The 16,012-nt window shown below is 42.1% G+C and carries 14 protein-coding genes and 17 tRNA genes; 28 read left to right on the top strand and 3 right to left on the bottom strand.

From position 1 onward, the window contains the following. Window positions 1-240: 240 nt before the first annotated feature. The 9 genes from dnaX to galE all read left to right on the top strand — a co-directional run bounded on the left by dnaX (window position 241) and on the right by galE (window position 7,633). Window positions 241-1,980, top strand: a complete 1,740-nt coding sequence (dnaX, locus tag ACJQWY_RS05040; protein WP_407076646.1) for a DNA polymerase III subunit gamma/tau — start codon at window positions 241-243, stop codon at window positions 1,978-1,980. Between the two features lie 29 nt (window positions 1,981-2,009). Continuing rightward, window positions 2,010-2,609 carry a recombination mediator RecR gene (gene recR / locus ACJQWY_RS05035; RefSeq protein WP_407076645.1) on the top strand — a complete coding sequence of 200 codons (600 nt, stop codon included), beginning with the start codon at window positions 2,010-2,012 and terminating at the stop codon, window positions 2,607-2,609. Next, complete coding sequence (locus ACJQWY_RS05030; protein ID WP_407076644.1) at window positions 2,609-2,866, top strand: YaaL family protein; 258 nt, start codon at window positions 2,609-2,611, stop codon at window positions 2,864-2,866. Before recR ends, ACJQWY_RS05030 begins: the two co-directional genes overlap by 1 nt. Before the next feature lie 18 nt (window positions 2,867-2,884). After that, window positions 2,885-3,517 carry a dTMP kinase gene (gene tmk / locus ACJQWY_RS05025; RefSeq protein ID WP_407076643.1) on the top strand — a complete coding sequence of 211 codons (633 nt, stop codon included), beginning with the start codon at window positions 2,885-2,887 and terminating at the stop codon, window positions 3,515-3,517. A 3-nt stretch (window positions 3,518-3,520) separates the two neighbouring features. Then, entirely contained in the window at window positions 3,521-3,850 is a 330-nt protein-coding gene (locus ACJQWY_RS05020) for a cyclic-di-AMP receptor (protein WP_407076642.1), read from the top strand. A 21-nt stretch (window positions 3,851-3,871) separates the two neighbouring features. Beyond that, the gene (holB, locus tag ACJQWY_RS05015; RefSeq protein ID WP_407076641.1) at window positions 3,872-4,885 is read left to right on the top strand and encodes a DNA polymerase III subunit delta'; all 1,014 of its coding nucleotides are present in this window, start codon (window positions 3,872-3,874) and stop codon (window positions 4,883-4,885) included. A 37-nt stretch (window positions 4,886-4,922) separates the two neighbouring features. Beyond that, a complete protein-coding gene (gene rsmI, locus ACJQWY_RS05010; protein WP_407076640.1) occupies window positions 4,923-5,795 on the top strand; it encodes a 16S rRNA (cytidine(1402)-2'-O)-methyltransferase in 873 nt (290 codons plus the stop codon). A 17-nt stretch (window positions 5,796-5,812) separates the two neighbouring features. Continuing rightward, on the top strand, window positions 5,813-6,547 hold the full coding sequence (locus ACJQWY_RS05005) for an acyl-[acyl-carrier-protein] thioesterase (protein WP_407076639.1): 735 nt from the start codon (window positions 5,813-5,815) through the stop codon (window positions 6,545-6,547). A gap of 93 nt (window positions 6,548-6,640) precedes the next feature. Next, complete coding sequence (gene galE / locus ACJQWY_RS05000; RefSeq protein ID WP_407076638.1) at window positions 6,641-7,633, top strand: UDP-glucose 4-epimerase GalE; 993 nt, start codon at window positions 6,641-6,643, stop codon at window positions 7,631-7,633. A gap of 124 nt (window positions 7,634-7,757) precedes the next feature. Here galE and ACJQWY_RS04995 read toward each other — a convergent pair whose 3' ends face one another. Both ACJQWY_RS04995 and ACJQWY_RS04990 read right to left on the bottom strand, forming a co-directional pair. Next, entirely contained in the window at window positions 7,758-8,126 is a 369-nt protein-coding gene (locus ACJQWY_RS04995; protein WP_407076637.1) for a hypothetical protein, read from the bottom strand. 46 nt (window positions 8,127-8,172) lie between these two features. After that, on the bottom strand, window positions 8,173-9,126 hold the full coding sequence (locus ACJQWY_RS04990) for an aldo/keto reductase (protein ID WP_407076636.1): 954 nt from the start codon (window positions 9,124-9,126) through the stop codon (window positions 8,173-8,175). A gap of 260 nt (window positions 9,127-9,386) precedes the next feature. Here ACJQWY_RS04990 and ACJQWY_RS04985 point away from each other — a divergent pair, with 260 nt between their 5' ends. After that, window positions 9,387-10,970: a glycosyltransferase gene (locus tag ACJQWY_RS04985; protein WP_407076635.1), complete on the top strand. Its 1,584-nt coding sequence runs from the start codon at window positions 9,387-9,389 to the stop codon at window positions 10,968-10,970. Next, a complete protein-coding gene (locus ACJQWY_RS04980; protein WP_407076634.1) occupies window positions 10,967-12,490 on the top strand; it encodes a glycosyltransferase in 1,524 nt (507 codons plus the stop codon). Before ACJQWY_RS04985 ends, ACJQWY_RS04980 begins: the two co-directional genes overlap by 4 nt. A 59-nt stretch (window positions 12,491-12,549) precedes the next feature. Here ACJQWY_RS04980 and ACJQWY_RS04975 read toward each other — a convergent pair. Further along, window positions 12,550-12,620, bottom strand: a tRNA-Cys gene (locus ACJQWY_RS04975). Between the two features lie 272 nt (window positions 12,621-12,892). Between ACJQWY_RS04975 and ACJQWY_RS04970 the strand changes: the two genes are divergently transcribed. The 17 genes from ACJQWY_RS04970 to ACJQWY_RS04890 all read left to right on the top strand — a co-directional run bounded on the left by ACJQWY_RS04970 (window position 12,893) and on the right by ACJQWY_RS04890 (window position 15,438). After that, window positions 12,893-12,965: transfer RNA gene (locus tag ACJQWY_RS04970), tRNA-Val, on the top strand. Between the two features lie 2 nt (window positions 12,966-12,967). Beyond that, window positions 12,968-13,040, top strand: a tRNA-Lys gene (locus ACJQWY_RS04965). A 35-nt stretch (window positions 13,041-13,075) separates the two neighbouring features. Continuing rightward, window positions 13,076-13,148, top strand: a tRNA-Thr gene (locus ACJQWY_RS04960). Window positions 13,149-13,150: 2 nt separating this feature from the next. Continuing rightward, a tRNA-Leu gene (locus ACJQWY_RS04955) sits at window positions 13,151-13,234 on the top strand. A gap of 14 nt (window positions 13,235-13,248) precedes the next feature. Continuing rightward, a tRNA-Arg gene (locus ACJQWY_RS04950) sits at window positions 13,249-13,322 on the top strand. Window positions 13,323-13,356: 34 nt separating this feature from the next. Beyond that, window positions 13,357-13,430: transfer RNA gene (locus ACJQWY_RS04945), tRNA-Pro, on the top strand. A 32-nt stretch (window positions 13,431-13,462) separates the two neighbouring features. Next, window positions 13,463-13,536: transfer RNA gene (locus ACJQWY_RS04940), tRNA-Met, on the top strand. A gap of 13 nt (window positions 13,537-13,549) precedes the next feature. Next, window positions 13,550-13,623 (top strand) — tRNA-Ile (locus ACJQWY_RS04935). 27 nt (window positions 13,624-13,650) lie between these two features. Next, a tRNA-Ser gene (locus ACJQWY_RS04930) sits at window positions 13,651-13,715 on the top strand. Between the two features lie 27 nt (window positions 13,716-13,742). Further along, window positions 13,743-13,832 (top strand) — tRNA-Ser (locus ACJQWY_RS04925). 144 nt (window positions 13,833-13,976) lie between these two features. Further along, window positions 13,977-14,049 (top strand) — tRNA-Val (locus ACJQWY_RS04920). A 2-nt stretch (window positions 14,050-14,051) separates the two neighbouring features. Then, window positions 14,052-14,125 (top strand) — tRNA-Asp (locus ACJQWY_RS04915). 5 nt (window positions 14,126-14,130) lie between these two features. After that, window positions 14,131-14,203 (top strand) — tRNA-Phe (locus tag ACJQWY_RS04910). A 29-nt stretch (window positions 14,204-14,232) separates the two neighbouring features. Continuing rightward, window positions 14,233-14,303: transfer RNA gene (locus ACJQWY_RS04905), tRNA-Trp, on the top strand. A gap of 11 nt (window positions 14,304-14,314) precedes the next feature. Beyond that, window positions 14,315-14,387, top strand: a tRNA-His gene (locus tag ACJQWY_RS04900). Window positions 14,388-14,434: 47 nt separating this feature from the next. Next, window positions 14,435-14,518: transfer RNA gene (locus tag ACJQWY_RS04895), tRNA-Leu, on the top strand. A gap of 401 nt (window positions 14,519-14,919) precedes the next feature. Further along, window positions 14,920-15,438: an isopeptide-forming domain-containing fimbrial protein gene (locus ACJQWY_RS04890; protein WP_407076633.1), complete on the top strand. Its 519-nt coding sequence runs from the start codon at window positions 14,920-14,922 to the stop codon at window positions 15,436-15,438. The last annotated feature ends 574 nt before the right edge of the window (window positions 15,439-16,012 follow it).

Raw genomic sequence — 16,012 nt, 5'->3', positions numbered from 1 at the left:
GCCCTCCTTAATTATTTTCTAGCAAGTTCGCTCTTTTGGGTGGGCTTGCTTTTAAAATAATGGTAAAATAAAATCTAAGCTTTAAATTAATATTGATAATTTAAAGAGACACTTTCCGTGGTTGGAAACCTCAGTTAATTTAAGAGGAGTTTGGACCGCAAAATGAAGGCATGGCTGCGATTTAAGAGAAATTTAATCGTATGGTGATAATATTAAGTCGGATTTGAAGGGGGCAGTAAGATGGCGTATCAAGCACTTTATCGCACTTGGCGACCACAAAAATTTGCGGATATGGTAGGTCAAGAAGTGGTGACTAAAACGCTTCAAAATGCGTTGCGGATGGGACAAATTTCGCACGCTTATTTGTTTACTGGTCCACGAGGAACAGGAAAGACTTCAGCAGCTAAAATTTTTGCTAAAACCGTAAATTGTTTACATCCAGTTGATGGCGAAGCTGACGGGACCTGTGAGGTATGTCAAGCCATTGATCAAGGGACATTGGGCGATATTATTGAGCTGGATGCAGCCTCAAATAACGGGGTGGATGAAATTCGTGAAATTCGCGAAGATGTGAATTATGCCCCAACCTTGGCGAAGTATAAAGTTTATATTATTGACGAGGTACATATGCTTTCAACCGGAGCTTTTAATGCTTTGTTGAAGACTTTGGAAGAACCTCCAGCCAATGTAATTTTTATTTTGGCTACGACTGAGCCGCAAAAGATTCCAGCGACGATCATTTCGCGAACGCAACGGTTTGATTTTCGGCGTATTAGTGCTAATGAAGCGTATGAGCGGATGGTTTATATCCTGCAACAACGGGACAATAAATATGATGAAAAGGCTTTGAAGGTCATTGCTAACTCTGCGGATGGGGGGATGCGGGATGCTTTAAGTATTTTGGATCAAGCCCTTTCCTTTGGGGATGGACAAGTTACTTTGGATAACGCCCTATTAGTGACAGGTTCCGTGACCCAGACTTTACTTGGTGATTATTTAAAGACCGTTGTTGCACACCAAACAGATCAGGCGCTCGCAGAACTCACTAAAGTTTTAGCTGAGGGGAAAGATGCTAACCGCTTTATTGAAGATTTAATTAGTTATGCGCGAGATTTATTGATTGCGCATGAAGCACCGGAGCTAGTTAATTTGGTGCCTGATGATAATTTTAATGAATTATTGCAAGAAGACGAGCAACTTTGGTATCAAATGATTGATACTTTAAATGAGGTTCAGCAACAGTTACGGTTTACGAACCGGCCAAGCATTTATTTGGAAGTCTTAACGGTGAAGTTGAGTCGCTTAGAGTTGAAACTAGCGGAAGCGCAAATCGTGCAAACAGCCGCGCAATCAAAAGTAGCAGCCCAGCCGACCCCAGCCGAAGAGCCGGCACAAATGGTTGAAAAGCCAGTGACACCAGCCAAAACGGTGGTACCAAGCCAACCAACTCCAACCAGCACTATTGCTAAGGCAAATGTTAAAAAAGCTAGCGCTGATGAGCAGCATGTTTTTGCCGTGTTGGACGTGGCAACCCGGGGCGATTTGAACCGAGTGGAGGGCGTTTGGGCAGATATTTTGGCCCAGTTAGAAGTCACTAAAAAGGCCATGCTGAATACAGCCAAACCGCTAGCGGCTTCGCCTGACGGGGTGGTCCTCGGGTTTGATTTTGAAATTTTCCGAGATAAGACGTTACGTGACGAAACTTTGGTCCCATTTTTAATGGAACAAATGCAAACTTTGAGCGGATCTGAGCATGAACGCAAATTGGTTTTGGTCACGAATGAAGAATGGAGTGACTTACGGAGTGCGTGGGTGCAACAGCATCATATTAAGCAAAGCAAGTCGAATGCGGAACAAGCTGCGCAACCGGCGTTGGAAGAAAGTGCCATTGATTTACCTGAAGCTGAAGCACCAGCACCAGTTGTGCAAAAGGCCCGCGAAATGTTTGGTGATGATTTAGTAGAAGTGCATGCAGATTAATAATTAAAGGATTAATGAAAGGGGCGGTTATGCAATATCCAGAGCCAATTGCCAAATTAATCGATAGTTATACAAAATTACCGGGGATTGGAATTAAAACGGCCACCCGCCTGGCATTTTATACGGTTAATATGGACGAAGAAGATGTGACACATTTTGCACAGTCTTTAATTTCGGCTAAACGAGATTTAAAGTTTTGTAGTATTTGTGGAAATTTAACCGAAGAGGATCCTTGTGCTATTTGTACAGATGACACACGTAATCAGAGTACGGTCTTAGTGGTTGAGGAAGTTAAAGATTTAATGGCCCTTGAGAATACTAATGAATACCATGGTTTGTACCATGTTTTACACGGCGTTTTATCACCATTAGCCGGACAAGGTCCAGATGATATTAACATTGAATCATTGGTGACACGCTTACAAAAAAATGAAAAAATTGAAGAAGTGATTGTGGGAACAAATGCGAATGCTGAAGGAGAAGCGACGGCGATGTACTTAAGCCGCTTATTAAAACCAGCTGGGATTCGGGTGACACGTTTGGCAACTGGATTATCAGTCGGTAGTGATATTGACTATGCCGATGAAATTACGTTGATTAAGTCAGTCGAAGGGAGGACAAAAATGTAATGTTTGGACTATTTAATAAGTCAAAATTAAATTCTGCGCAATATGATCAAGATTTATTTGATACGATCCAAGACGCTAAATATGATTTTGATAAAGCAAAGGCCTCAGAAGAAGCCTTATATGAAAGCAATATTGATCCGCGCTGGATTAAAGCTCAGACAGCGTTTGCCAAACAAAAGTATTTTTTTGTTCTGCGGGCGGCGCGTCAACGGAAGATGAAGGGGCGTGGTCCTCAACAAAGTACTTGGTTTGAATAAAGGTGAGGATGGCTGAAAATGACGGGAAAATTTATTAGCTTTGAGGGCCCTGATGGCGCTGGTAAAACGAGTGTCTTACGTGAAATTATTCAACGCTTAACGGCAGTGTATGGAGACCAGTTGTTGGTGACACGTGAACCAGGCGGTACCCATAATCCAGTGGCTGAAGCAATTCGTGATGTGGTGCTCAGTCCCAATTATCCAGCGATGGATGTCAAAACTGAGGCATTGTTATATGCCGCTTCACGGCGTGAGCATATTCAAAAAACAATTAAACCAGCTTTAACGCAAGATAAATTAGTTTTATCTGATCGCTATGTGGATAGCTCGATCGCTTATCAGGGTGCCGGACGTGAAATCGGGTTTGAGGCGGTCTTAGCCTTAAATCAATTTGCCATTGAAGATTTTTGGCCGGATCGGACAATTTTTTTAGATGTTCGGCCTGAAATTGGTTTACAACGTATTCAAGAGCAACGGCAAAATGAAGTTAATCGATTAGATTTAGCTTCATTAGAATTTCATCAGCGGGTGTATGCGGGTTATCAAAAATTAATCCAAATGAACCCAGCACGTTTTATTGTAATTAATGGGGAACAACCATTAACCCAAGTTGTAGAAGACACTTGGCAAGCTATGAAAGAGGAGATTTAGCTCATGAAAATGATTACAGCAGTAGTGCAAGATAAAGATGCTAATAAGTTGGGTAATGTTTTTGTGAAAAACAACATACGCGCAACACGGACAGCGACTTCTGGTGGCTTTTTACGCGCTGGGAATACAACATTTATGATTGGGGTCGAAGATGAACGGGTGGAAGAAGTCTTAGCTTTGATTAAGGAAACTGCTAAAGCGCGGAAACAATATGTCACACCGGCTGCAAGTTTAGATTTATCATTTGAATCAATGAATACCATGCCAATGGAAGTACAGGTGGGTGGAGCGACAGTCTTTATCCAAAATGTTGAGCAATTTTATCATTTTTAAGACTTGCAGGGGAGGGCGACCATGGATGCAAATGAGGTAATTCAAACCGCACATCACCAGCAACAAACCGTTATAACACGGTTACAAAAGGCGGTCGCTAGTCAACAGTTGGCGCATGCTTTTTTATTTGCGGGACCAAACGGACAAGGACAAGCGGCTGTTGCGTCATGGCTCGCAATGCGCTTGATGTGTGAAAATCCAATGGCCAATGGTGACCCTGATGGAACGTGTTCTCAATGTCAACGGATTAGTCAGCACGAACACCCCGATGTGATTGAAGTCCATCCGGATGGCTTGTCGATTAAAATTGACCAAATTCGGTATTTGCAAGATGAGTTTACGAAGACAGCAGTCGAGGGAGCTCAGAAAATTTTTATTATCTATGAAGCGGATAAAATGACGGACAATGCGGCCAATGGTTTATTGAAATTTATTGAAGAGCCCCATGGTCAACAAACTGCTATTTTAATGGTGGAAAATCCCAAGCAACTCTTACCAACGATTGTTTCACGAACGCAGGTGATTGAATTTCATCAAATGCAACCAAAAGCTTATCAGCAACAGTTGTTGAATCAAGGCTTTACGGAATATGAGACGCCCTTAGTGATGGCGTTAACCGATAGTTTATCAATGGCCAAAACATGGTTAGAAGATGATTGGTTTAAGTTGAGTCAGGAAGCAGTGGTTAAGTTAGTCACACAAATTTTGATTCTCGATCCCGAAGCGTTTAATTCAGTGCAAATGGAATTCATGCCCTTAGCTAAAGAACGTGAGCGGCAAGGCGTTTTAATTGCGATGCTGGCCGCAGCGTGGCGCGATGTGGTAATGATGAAAATACAAGCTGATACTAATTTACGCTTTGTTGATAATACGGCTTGGCAAACGGCTTTAGCTAAATATTCAGTTGAACAGTTGCTCGCAGCGCAAGATATAATTTTGACACTTCCAGTACTGTTACAACAAAACATAGGCTTTCAAACCACGGTTGAAACCGGCGTTTTGAAATGCCAATTTGCGCTTGGTGGAACCCATTAATTGCGCGTAGCAAATGAAGAATGGAAGGATGAAAGGCATGCAAACGCAACAAAGTTTTAAACAACATGCGACGGGGACGCTTTACCTAGTGCCAACGCCGATTGGTAATTTAGGAGATATGACGCAACGTTCTATTGAAGTTTTAAAAGCAGTTGATTTAATTGCTGCTGAAGATACCCGACATACAGCTCAACTATTGAATCAATTTCAAATTGAGACGAAACAAATTTCGTTTCATGAGCATAATAAAGAAATGCGCATTCCAGAATTAGTGGAAAAAATACAAGCTGGGCTTGATTTGGCGCAAGTTTCTGATGCGGGGATGCCTTCAATTTCAGACCCAGGACATGAACTAGTGGTAGCAGCGTTGGCAGCCGATGTACCCGTCGTACCAATTCCAGGAGCTTCGGCAGGGATTACGGCTTTGATTGCTTCAGGTCTGGCCCCTCAGCCCTTTACCTTTTATGGCTTTTTGCCCCGTAAGCAAAAGGAGCGAATTGCGGCGTTAGAACACGTGGTAAACCATCAAGAAACAATGATTTTCTACGAAGCGCCGCATCGTTTGGCTAAAACTTTGGCGAATATTAGTCAAGTGTTGGGGGCTGAGCGACAAGTCGTTTTAGCACGCGAATTAACGAAACGGTATGAGGAATTTTTACGGGGAAGTGCCACAGAATTAGCTAATTGGGCCCAAACTAACGAAATTCGTGGGGAATTTGTGTTGCTGGTGGATGGTGTTGTTGAACAAAATCCAGTAATTGACCCGTTAGAAGGGTTGACTGATGTTGAAGCAGTAATGGCGTTGATACATCAAGGGTTGAAAACTACCCAGGCAGTCAAGCAAGTTGCTAAATTGCGTGAACTTGATCGACAGGCGTTATACTTAGCCGTTCAAGGATTAGAAAAATAAAAGAAGGGTAATTAGAAATGCGGATATATGAAACCAAGCATGAAATTTTGGATGATGAAATTGATGTTACTGGTAAATTAACGTTACCTAAGATTTTAAGCCTCTCAATTGGGGCTTCGACCAAGCAATCGTTAGCATATGGAGTTGGTCCTGAATATACGCATGAGGTGGGCTTAGGCTGGATTGTACTACAACATGTAATCACGATTAACCGGCGGCCTGAATATGGGGAAACAATTACGATTAGTACCCATGGAAAAGAATTCAACCCATTTTTAGCCAAGCGCGATTATACCTTTGTCGATGAACAAGGTTATAAAATTATCCAGGTTGATTCATTGTATGCGATGTTGGATATGAAAAAACGTAAGATGGCACGCATTCCGGCCGATTTAGTGGATGTGTTTGATCCGGATCAGGTGAAGCGTGTCCCGCATCCCGACACGCCTGACCGTATTGCAGAAGATGAAGCGATTACTTATGAGCAAGCCTATCAAGTGCGGTATTCAGATATTGATTCAAATCAGCATGTTAATAATGCTAGATATCTGGATTGGGCGCAAGATCCGCTGGGAATGGACTTTTTGCGGACGCACGAGCCAAAAGAAGTTAATATTAAGTTTGAGCATGAAGTCCGGTGGGGCGAAATGATTGATGTTAAGATTGCTCAACAAGCAAATGAAACAAAGCATCAGATTTGGTATGGGAATGAATTGTCGGCGGAAGTGGCAATCAAATGGACGCAGGCTTAAGAAAAGCATATAATTAGGGCAATGATGTGATGTAATTATGTCGGTTCATCAGAATAAAAGCCATTCGTGCTACATATAATTAAGGAGAATGCAATGAGTACATTAGTCTTAGGGGGAGCCGGATATATTGGTTCTCATATGGTGGATTTGTTACTTAGTCAAAATAAAGACGTGGTGGTTGTCGATAATTTAGCGACCGGGCACCGGAAAGCAGTCCCAGCCAACGTTCCATTTTATGAAGTAGATATTCGTGACAAGCAAGCCTTGTCCGATGTTTTTGATCGTGAAAATATTGAGCAGGTGGTGCATTTTGCGGCTTCTTCAATTGTTCCAGAATCAATGGAAAAGCCATTGAAGTATTTTGATAATAATACGGCGGGAATGATTGCATTGTTGGAAGTGATGATCAAGCATAACGTTAAGCAGATTGTCTTTTCATCAACGGCAGCCACATATGGTGATGCTAAAGAAAGTCCTATCAAGGAAACTACACCACAATTGCCAATTAACCCTTATGGTTTGTCAAAGCTGCAAATGGAGCAAATTATGGGCTGGGCAGACAAGGCTTACGATTTGAAGTGGGTGGCTTTGCGTTACTTTAATGTGGCCGGAGCTAAGTCTGATGGTTCAATTGGTGAAGATCACCCAACTGAGACACACTTGGTTCCAATCATTTTGCAAACAGCTTTGGGTGAACGTGACGAAATTACCATGTTTGGGGATGACTACAATACTCCAGATGGCTTTAATGTGCGTGATTATGTCCATGTGATGGATTTGGTCGATGCACACGTCTTAGCGTTGGATTATTTGGCACAAGGTCATGATTCAAATCAATTTAATTTAGGAACGGCCAATGGTTATTCGGTCAAGCAAATGGTGGAAGCAGCTCGTGAAGCGACCGGTATGGAAATTCCAGCCAAGGTGGGGCCACGGCGTCCTGGTGACCCTGATTCATTGATTGCTGATTCAACCCGGGCTCGTGAAATTTTGGGTTGGGCTCCTAAGTATGAGTCGGTCCAAGAAATTATTAAGACAGCCTGGACTTGGCATCAAACTCATCCAGAAGGTTATCAAGATCGGTAATTAATTTAATTGAATAAAAATTTTCAAAACGTCCTCAGTTTAAACTGCGGCGTTTTTTTAATGGTTGGAAAAATAAAAAAATCAATCCGACAAGAATAATCCTTGTTGAATCGATTCTACATTGTTAGATAATTTCAATTGAAGCGTTATGCAACTTCATGATGTCGTGCCCAATCCAATTATAAGGTCCCATGATGCTTTCAGCCCATTCAAAGGCATGATCAACTATTACGGTTGTTTCCGTAGCTTCAGTATCTGCTTGAGTGAGGAGTTCGTGGAGACTTTGCATTGGATCGAGGCTGATCAATAATTGAAATTGATTTGGCTTTAAATTTTGGAAGGTTGCTAATTGTTCGGTGTTCAAGGTTTGTTTTGAAGTTCCCATCAAAGCGACTTGCAGATTAAACGGCGAGTCCTGTGAAACCTTTTGTTGGATGAATTCGATAATTTGCGACTGTTTTTCAAAAGGAAAAGCAAAGATTAAATTAAGCATCGGCACCTGCTTTCTGGATGATTAATCCACTGAACTTAGATACAGCTTAGGGCAAATCGTTCCCAGCGGCTAAGTAAAGGTCATACCATTCTTGATTAGTTAGTTGCACTTGGTCATGATCGGTCATTTCATCAAGCCGCGTTGGATTCATTGAGCCTAAGATTACCTGCATGTGAGCAGGGTGGTAGGTAATCCAAGCCACCGCGACCGCATTCTTGCTGGTGTTGTTTTTATCCGCAATTTCTTGTAACTTGGCATTAACCTCAGGGAATTCGGGATTATCAATAAATGGTCCCGCAAAGAAACCATATTGGAATGGTGACCAAGCTTGGATTGTCATTTGATGCAAGCGTGAGTAAGCTAAGATGCCACCATCATGATCAATTGAAGGTTGATCTTGCATATTAACGTGGAATTCTGCATCAATCATGCCAGTATGCATTAACCCGAATTGAAGTTGGTTGGCCACTAACTTTTGATTCAAGGCTGCTTGCAGGAATTCAACTTGCCAAGGATTCATATTTGAAACCCCAAATTGACGAACTTTACCGCTGATCTTTAATTGATCAAAGGCTTCGGCGATTTCGGTTGGATCTTGTAGTGTATCCGGACGATGGAGCAAAAAGACATCCAGATAATCCGTTTGAAGCCGTTGCAGCTCGGTATCAACGGCCGAAATGATATGTTCTTTATTGAAGTCATAACGTGGGCCGGTAAACCCATCCCCATTAATTTGCCCATTTTCTAGAATAATTCCACCTTTGGACTGGATGAAATATTGATCACGTGGTAATTGTAAAGCATGTAAAACTTGGCCTAAAGCCGTTGAAGAACGGCCTCCCGCATAAATATCGGCGGTGTCAAAAAAGTTGATGCCTTTGTCTAAGGCAGTTTGAACGACGTTCTGGGCTTCAGATGCGGTTTTGTCAGCCATGCGCATGACACCTAAAGCGACATCTGACACCATGAGACCGGAGTTACCTAAATTTAATTTTGGCATATTAAAAATCCTTTCTTGAACAAGATAAATTTTGTTTCACTTTAATTATAACAGTATTTTTCACGATGGAAGCGGTTACTTTTTGCTAATGTTGTCAATGAACACGCAGCTTTGATTGACCAGTGACCACAAAATGAACACGGTGGTCTGCTTGCAGGTTAAAGTGGAATTTGAGTGCTTTTAAATTTAGTTAAGCTTGGGGTGTATAATTGAAAATAAAGATGAAATTTTAATTCATCGCGACAGAAGTGAGGGAAGTAATGCTGTTTCATATTAATGCGACCATGCCAGCTCATAAATCCGGCATTGAGCATGCCGAGTTAAAGCGAATAAAATTGTTTGCGCAAAAGCAAGTATCCCAAAGGTTAGTTTTAAGGGAGTGGGATCCTAAATTGCATTTACAATTACAAAAAGAAGCCTTACCAGATGCTTTAGTATTGAATATGTTTGATTTTTACCAGCAAGCGACCACGGTACCTTGGTGTAAAGTGACTGCGCGTGATTTGGACTTTGGGGTAACGCCTTTAATCTGGCAAATTGAACCAGAACAGCAACGTTGGTTAATATCTAATCAAGCTGATGAAGTAATTGCGCGGGTGCATTATTATCCAGCTGATCAGCAAGTGCGCTTGGTGGAATGGTTTGATACCCAACAAAATTTGTACAAAGCTGAATATTATGATTGGCGGGGCTTTCCTTCCATGGTTCAGTGGTATACTGCGAATAATCAGGTCAGCGGTGAGACCTGGTTGGATGTGAATGGACACCCAGTGATTGAAAATTATCGAAAGTATACAATGGGCAATCCAGGTAATCTAGAGACGACGCATTGGCAATTAAAGACGGACAAGCAACAATTTCAATTTGATACGTTGGATGAATTAACGACGCATTTTTTAAATCAAATTAATCATGAATTTTGGTCAGCGGAAACGCCGAATATTTTTATTTTGGATCGCGCACATCTGGGGGACGCGGCCCTATTGAATTTAGATTTGCCGGCCTATACCGTTTTGCATTTACATAATGCACAAACTAGTAATGCTCAGGAACCGTTAACCGCGCCGTTGAATCAACATTATGAGTATGCTTTACATAATTTAGACCGGTATAATGCGGTGGTTGCGGCAACACCACAACAAACCCGTGATGTGCAAACGCGCTTTCGGCCTAAAAGTAAATTATGGACTATTCCGGTGGGGATTGTTGATCAAAAGCTATGCGAACAACCCCAAATCCCGGTGGCTCAGCGTCAATATGGTAAAATTGTGGCCTTTGCCCGGATTGCTCCAGAAAAGCAGTTGGTTGATTTAGTACGAGCAGTCGGGCTGGTGCATCAGCAAAATGCAGCTGTTTCCTTAGACCTGTATGGTTATGCGGACCCCACCGACCAATATCGAGCTCGCCGTGAGATTGAAACTGTAATTCAAGACCAGCATTTGGAGCAAGTGGTTCACCTTAAAGGTTATACAGATCAGATTGATGCAATTGAACAGCAAGCAATGCTATATGGCCTAACTTCACGGATGGAAGGGTTCAATTTAGCTTTGTTGGAAGGTGTTTCGCACGGCTTAATTGGGGTGACGTATGACGTCAATTATGGGCCAAATGAAATTATTCAAGATGATTGGAATGGTCGAGTAGTTGCTTATCAAGATTATGTAGCTTTAGCCCAGGCAATTCTTGATATTTTAGCTGACCCGCAGTTAGCACAACGTTATTCAACAGGGGCGTATGAATCAGCTCATCGTTATTCTGAGGAGCAGGTATATCAAGCTTGGGACGCTTTATTTCAAGATGCCGCTGCGTTTTGGGCAGCGTTGCCAGAAGGGAAAGGTAAATGACGGCAAAAGTAAATTTATTTGTAAATGAAAACCTATATGCCTTTAATTCTGGAACGGAACATGCGCAAGCACGCCGGATACGGGCTTTTCAAAAGCTTGGTATGCCAGCTTATTATGTAACACGCAATTATAACCGTTTTTTGGCTCGAGACGCGGCCGGCTTAACCTTGGATATGCAGATGGTTATTAATATGTATGATTATTTCCAAGGTACTCAAACAGCCCCCATGCAAAAACAGAGTCTCCATGATTTAGCTGATTTTAATTGGCGAACAGATCATTTAGATAGTAGTAATCCGAATTTTTCATTGGTGAAAAAAGCTGGGCGACAAGTAGCTCGGATTACAGTGTTGCCCGCCACCGTTGGCTTGGTGAATGAGGTGATTTATAATGATCGGGCTGGTAACCCCACGCGGCGTGAAAATTGGGATTGGCGTGGCTTTCTTTCTTCAGTTGACCGTTTTACACCGGATGGGCAGGTGCAAGTTACTCAATATTTGAATTTAGCGGGAGACCCCGTTTTAGAAGTTATCTTTATGGTGAAAGATGGGGTTTCACAACCAACGATTTGGGAATTAAAACAATATCATGGGAAAAATTACCGGTTTGCCACGGAAGATAATTTATTTAGGTTCTTTTTAAATGAGTTAATCCGACAAAATGATGGTCAGGTTAATTTATGGTCAGAACGGCGAACCGTGGATTGGGCGGTGAGTCAAGTCCAGGGGATGGACAAGCGCTATGCGATTTTGCATGAAATGCACACTGTGACAAATACGGAATTGCCCGCTGGCACGCTGTATGCAGGTTATCAGGATTTGTTTGAATCGTTAGCCCCCGCTTTTGATACAATTTTTGTTCCATCTCAGCAACAACGTGTAGACTTACACGTCCGTTATCCAAAACAAAATTTTCAGGTGGCACCGGATACAGTTGTCACATTGTCGCAACATGTTCCAGCGCGTGATCAACGCATCCCAGGACATTTATTAGTTTTAGGACGTTTAAGCGCGGAAAAAGCTCCGGAATTAGCGTTGCAGCTATTGGCGGCAATTCGGAATTATTTGCCGGATGTAACGATGGAATTCATGGGTTATCCTAGTAGTCCGGACTATTTGACACAATTTAAAGCCCAAGTGCAAACTTTAGGCTTAGGAGAGCAGGTCTTTATTTCGGAATATGGGGATGCAAATCAAGTGCAGACGGCTTTACGACGGGCCCAAGTGTTAGTTGATCCTTCGAGCCATGAGGCGTTTGGTATGCAATTGGTTGAAGGTTTGGCCGCGGGGTTGCCCCTTATCACGGTGGATAATCGCTATACGCCGACCGCGGTGGTTGAGGACGGGATTAATGGTTATCGTTTAAAAAATCTGCCATTTACGGGAGATGTACAAAAAATCGTACAAATTTTGGAAGATGCGCAGGTCTGGCAGCAAATGAGTCAGGCAAGCCTGAAAAAAGCGCAAGCATTTGATTTAGCGAATTTTGGCTCTGCTTGGCAGCAATTGTTAGCTGATTAATGAAGATACAAAAAAGCTTGAGGTAGATGACTACCTCAAGCTTTTGATTATGTAAGTGAAGGTAGTGACCGGAATCGAACCGGCGATCACGGTTTTGCAGACCGATGCCTTACCGCTTGGCTACACTACCATTGTTACCAACAATAAAGTATTATACGGGAATCCCAGCATAAAAGCAATGCTTGTATAGCGGGCTTTTAACCTGCTATACGTTGGTCAAAAGGTGATAAAGGGTTTATAATATTAGGTATTGGTAAAAATGCTTGTTGAATTAATGTGATTAGAAAGCCCTTATTGAGCTTGTTAAAAACAAAGTGGAACTTTTTTGTAAAAAAGGGTTGTCAATTGAGCAAATATCCGATATAATTATTTTTGTTGTTGCGGTGGTAACAAATTAAAAATGGACGTTTAGCTCAGCTGGGAGAGCACCTGCCTTACAAGCAGGGGGTCACAGGTTCGATCCCTGTAACGTCCATTGGGTCGTTAGCTCAGTTGGTAGAGCAGTGGACTTTTAATCCATGGGTCCAGGGTTCGAGCCCCTGACGACCCATTGCCCAGTTTATGTATTTTTATGGCAATGGCATTGCCGACTTAGCTCAGTTGGTAGAGCATCGCTCTTGTAAAGCGGGGGTCGAAGGTTCGAGTCCTTTAGTCGGCATCGCTGGATTGGCGGAATAGGTAGACGCAGGGGACTTAAAATCCCCCGATGGAAACATCGTACCGGTTCGATTCCGGTATCCAGCATTTAAATATAATATGCACCTGTAGCGCAACTGGATAGAGTGTCTGACTACGAATCAGAAGGTAGCAGGTTCGAGTCCTGCCAGGTGCATTAATCACTTGCTTTGATTATTTTAGTTTAATATCGGGATGTAGCTCAGCTTGGTAGAGCACCTGGATTGGGACCAGGGGGTCGCAGGTTCGAATCCTGTCGTCCCGATTAATATAGTGTTTCGTTTGAAATATTGTATTCGCGGTGTAGCTCAGCTGGCTAGAGCGTCCGGTTCATACCCGGGAGGTCGAGGGTTCGATTCCCCCCGCCGCGATTGGCTTAGCCAAGGACCTTTAGCTCAGTTGGTTAGAGCAGACGGCTCATAACCGTCCGGTCGTCGGTTCGAGTCCGACAGGGTCCATTGAAGCAGGTCCTGTTGATTAATACTGGAGATGNGGTTAGAGCAGACGGCTCATAACCGTCCGGTCGTCGGTTCGAGTCCGACAGGGTCCATTGAAGCAGGTCCTGTTGATTAATACTGGAGATGTACCCAAGTCTGGCTGAAGGGAACGGTCTTGAAAACCGTCAGGTCGGGAAACCGGCGCGTGGGTTCGAATCCCACCATCTCCTTTGCTTCATTTATTATTATCGCGGGTNAAGCCCTTATTGAGCTTGTTAAAAACAAAGTGGAACTTTTTTGTAAAAAAGGGTTGTCAATTGAGCAAATATCCGATATAATTATTTTTGTTGTTGCGGTGGTAACAAATTAAAAATGGACGTTTAGCTCAGCTGGGAGAGCACCTGCCTTACAAGCAGGGGGTCACAGGTTCGATCCCTGTAACGTCCATTGGTCGCATGGTCTAGTTGGCTAGGACGCCTGCCTGTCACGCAGGAGATCACGGGTTCGAGCCCCGTTGTGACCGTTAATGGCTCGGTAGCTCAGTTGGTAGAGCATACGATTGAAGCTCGTAGTGTCGGGGGTTCGATTCCCTCCCGCGCCATTGGGACACCAGTTCCATAAAAACTAAATAGGGATATAGTATAACGGTAGTACGACGGTCTCCAAAACCGTTGGTGGGGGTTCGATTCCCTCTATCCCTGCTGATATAATGGCGGATGTGGTGAAGTGGTTAACACATCGGTTTGTGGTACCGACACGCGTGGGTTCGATTCCCATCATCCGCCCTCGAGACTAATATCTCATATATATCTCGATTACATTGTGTAATCATGCCGTTGTGGCGGAATAGGTAGACGCGCGGGACTCAAACTCCCGTTCTCGCAAGAGAGTGTGGGTTCGATTCCCACCGACGGCATATTTTATTAAAAATTGCATGAAATTAAGTGGAACGAAAATTTTCGTAATGCTTGGTATCATGCAATTTTTTTATATATTTTTAGTTATATTCAATTAATTTTATTTCATTGAAAGAAGTTGTATTACAGCGAGGGTTTCAAAATGATGTTTAATCGTCAAGTATGCTCATTACTGTCGCTAATGACGTTTCGATAATTAACATAAATTGATTGAAATGTTTATGTCCCATTAAGTGCACTGTATCTGCTTATCGTTCTTTTGCGTTCTTAGATAATTCCGTGGCAATGGTATGATTTAACCAATAAATTGTAATATTAGCGGAGATTTTTATATTTTTTGAAGAGATTTATTTAATGTGATTATTTAACAGGAAATTAATGTTCTATCGTTAATGCTGTCGTGATTAACGATGATGTGCCAGGTGGCGTAGATGTCGATGCTGCAAGCGTGAAGGTTTACGATAATGCCGGTAACGACATTACCAAGCAAGTGAATGTAGCGGTGACTGGTAACAACATCAAGGTCTCAAGTAAGGATCCATACCATATCAACTTGAAGTATAACGAGAGTGTGAAGGTAGAATTCCAAGCGAAGGTTAACGATAGTGCGGTAGGTTCAGTGATCGAAAACATCGCTAACATTACAGGAGATACACCAACGGGAACGCCAGCGACGGATGATCCAAATGTAGATGTGCCTAAAGTTGATGAACCATCAACACCAGAAAAACCTGGAAATGACAAGCCGGATAAGCCATCACAACCAAGTACACCAGGTGCTACAATTATTGACATAATTGTTAAGGGTGCGGATTCAGTATTACCAGATACAGCCGCTAAGAGATTAGCATTAGCTGGAATTATCAGTGTAGTAATGGCATCAATTGTAGGATTAATTGTATGGAAGAAGCGTAAATAATCTATAGAATTATTCATAACTTTACAAAGTGTTGAGTAAGGATATGTGGTTAAAAAATAAATCCCTTAATGGTGAGGAAATCTCACTATTAAGGGGTTTTTATTATTTATTTAGAAAATTTGATTAGTGTAGTCGAGTATATTAATTTTAAAAAGTGAATGTCAATCAACGATAATACCATCGTTATTCATTTTTTGTTTAATGATAGCTAACAAACTATTGCTATAAAACTAATTATTTATGACGTCGTCGTTAATACTTCAGCATATAAGCAAGTTTTATATGTTACGGTTTCATCAATATCGTACGAATTCGATGATATTCTTTTGTATGAACCGAATATATTATGTTAGTTTCCGACATTATAAATGACTTAATATATCCGTTTATAAGGTTTGTTTTTGTAATTGCAGCACTTTTTAGTACATTTATAGGCGACATCAATTTTTGTAAAAGATAGATTACATTGAAAGTTTTCACAGGGTTTCTTTCTTTAAGACTATTAAGCGCATACCTTAGGAATAAAAATATACAAAAGAACCCTTGGACTAACTGACAGCGTAATTTAGAATTA

The organism is Weissella kandleri, from assembly GCF_045504165.1.
GTDB classification, from domain to species: Bacteria; Bacillota; Bacilli; order Lactobacillales; family Lactobacillaceae; genus Weissella; species Weissella kandleri_A.
The sequence above is the reverse complement of the archived record's forward strand: the minus strand, read 5'-3'. Positions and strand labels throughout refer to the sequence as shown.

Coding starts and splice junctions, on each gene's coding strand:
- recR (WP_407076645.1), top strand. CDS start 2,010: ATGCAATATCCAGAGCCAATTGCCAAATTAATCGATAGTTATACAAAA.
- ACJQWY_RS04985 (WP_407076635.1), top strand. CDS start 9,387: ATGCTGTTTCATATTAATGCGACCATGCCAGCTCATAAATCCGGCATT.
- holB (WP_407076641.1), top strand. CDS start 3,872: ATGGATGCAAATGAGGTAATTCAAACCGCACATCACCAGCAACAAACC.
- galE (WP_407076638.1), top strand. CDS start 6,641: ATGAGTACATTAGTCTTAGGGGGAGCCGGATATATTGGTTCTCATATG.
- ACJQWY_RS04995 (WP_407076637.1), bottom strand. CDS start 8,126: ATGCTTAATTTAATCTTTGCTTTTCCTTTTGAAAAACAGTCGCAAATT.
- ACJQWY_RS05030 (WP_407076644.1), top strand. CDS start 2,609: ATGTTTGGACTATTTAATAAGTCAAAATTAAATTCTGCGCAATATGAT.
- rsmI (WP_407076640.1), top strand. CDS start 4,923: ATGCAAACGCAACAAAGTTTTAAACAACATGCGACGGGGACGCTTTAC.
- ACJQWY_RS05005 (WP_407076639.1), top strand. CDS start 5,813: ATGCGGATATATGAAACCAAGCATGAAATTTTGGATGATGAAATTGAT.
- tmk (WP_407076643.1), top strand. CDS start 2,885: ATGACGGGAAAATTTATTAGCTTTGAGGGCCCTGATGGCGCTGGTAAA.
- ACJQWY_RS04990 (WP_407076636.1), bottom strand. CDS start 9,126: ATGCCAAAATTAAATTTAGGTAACTCCGGTCTCATGGTGTCAGATGTC.
- dnaX (WP_407076646.1), top strand. CDS start 241: ATGGCGTATCAAGCACTTTATCGCACTTGGCGACCACAAAAATTTGCG.
- ACJQWY_RS05020 (WP_407076642.1), top strand. CDS start 3,521: ATGAAAATGATTACAGCAGTAGTGCAAGATAAAGATGCTAATAAGTTG.
- ACJQWY_RS04980 (WP_407076634.1), top strand. CDS start 10,967: ATGACGGCAAAAGTAAATTTATTTGTAAATGAAAACCTATATGCCTTT.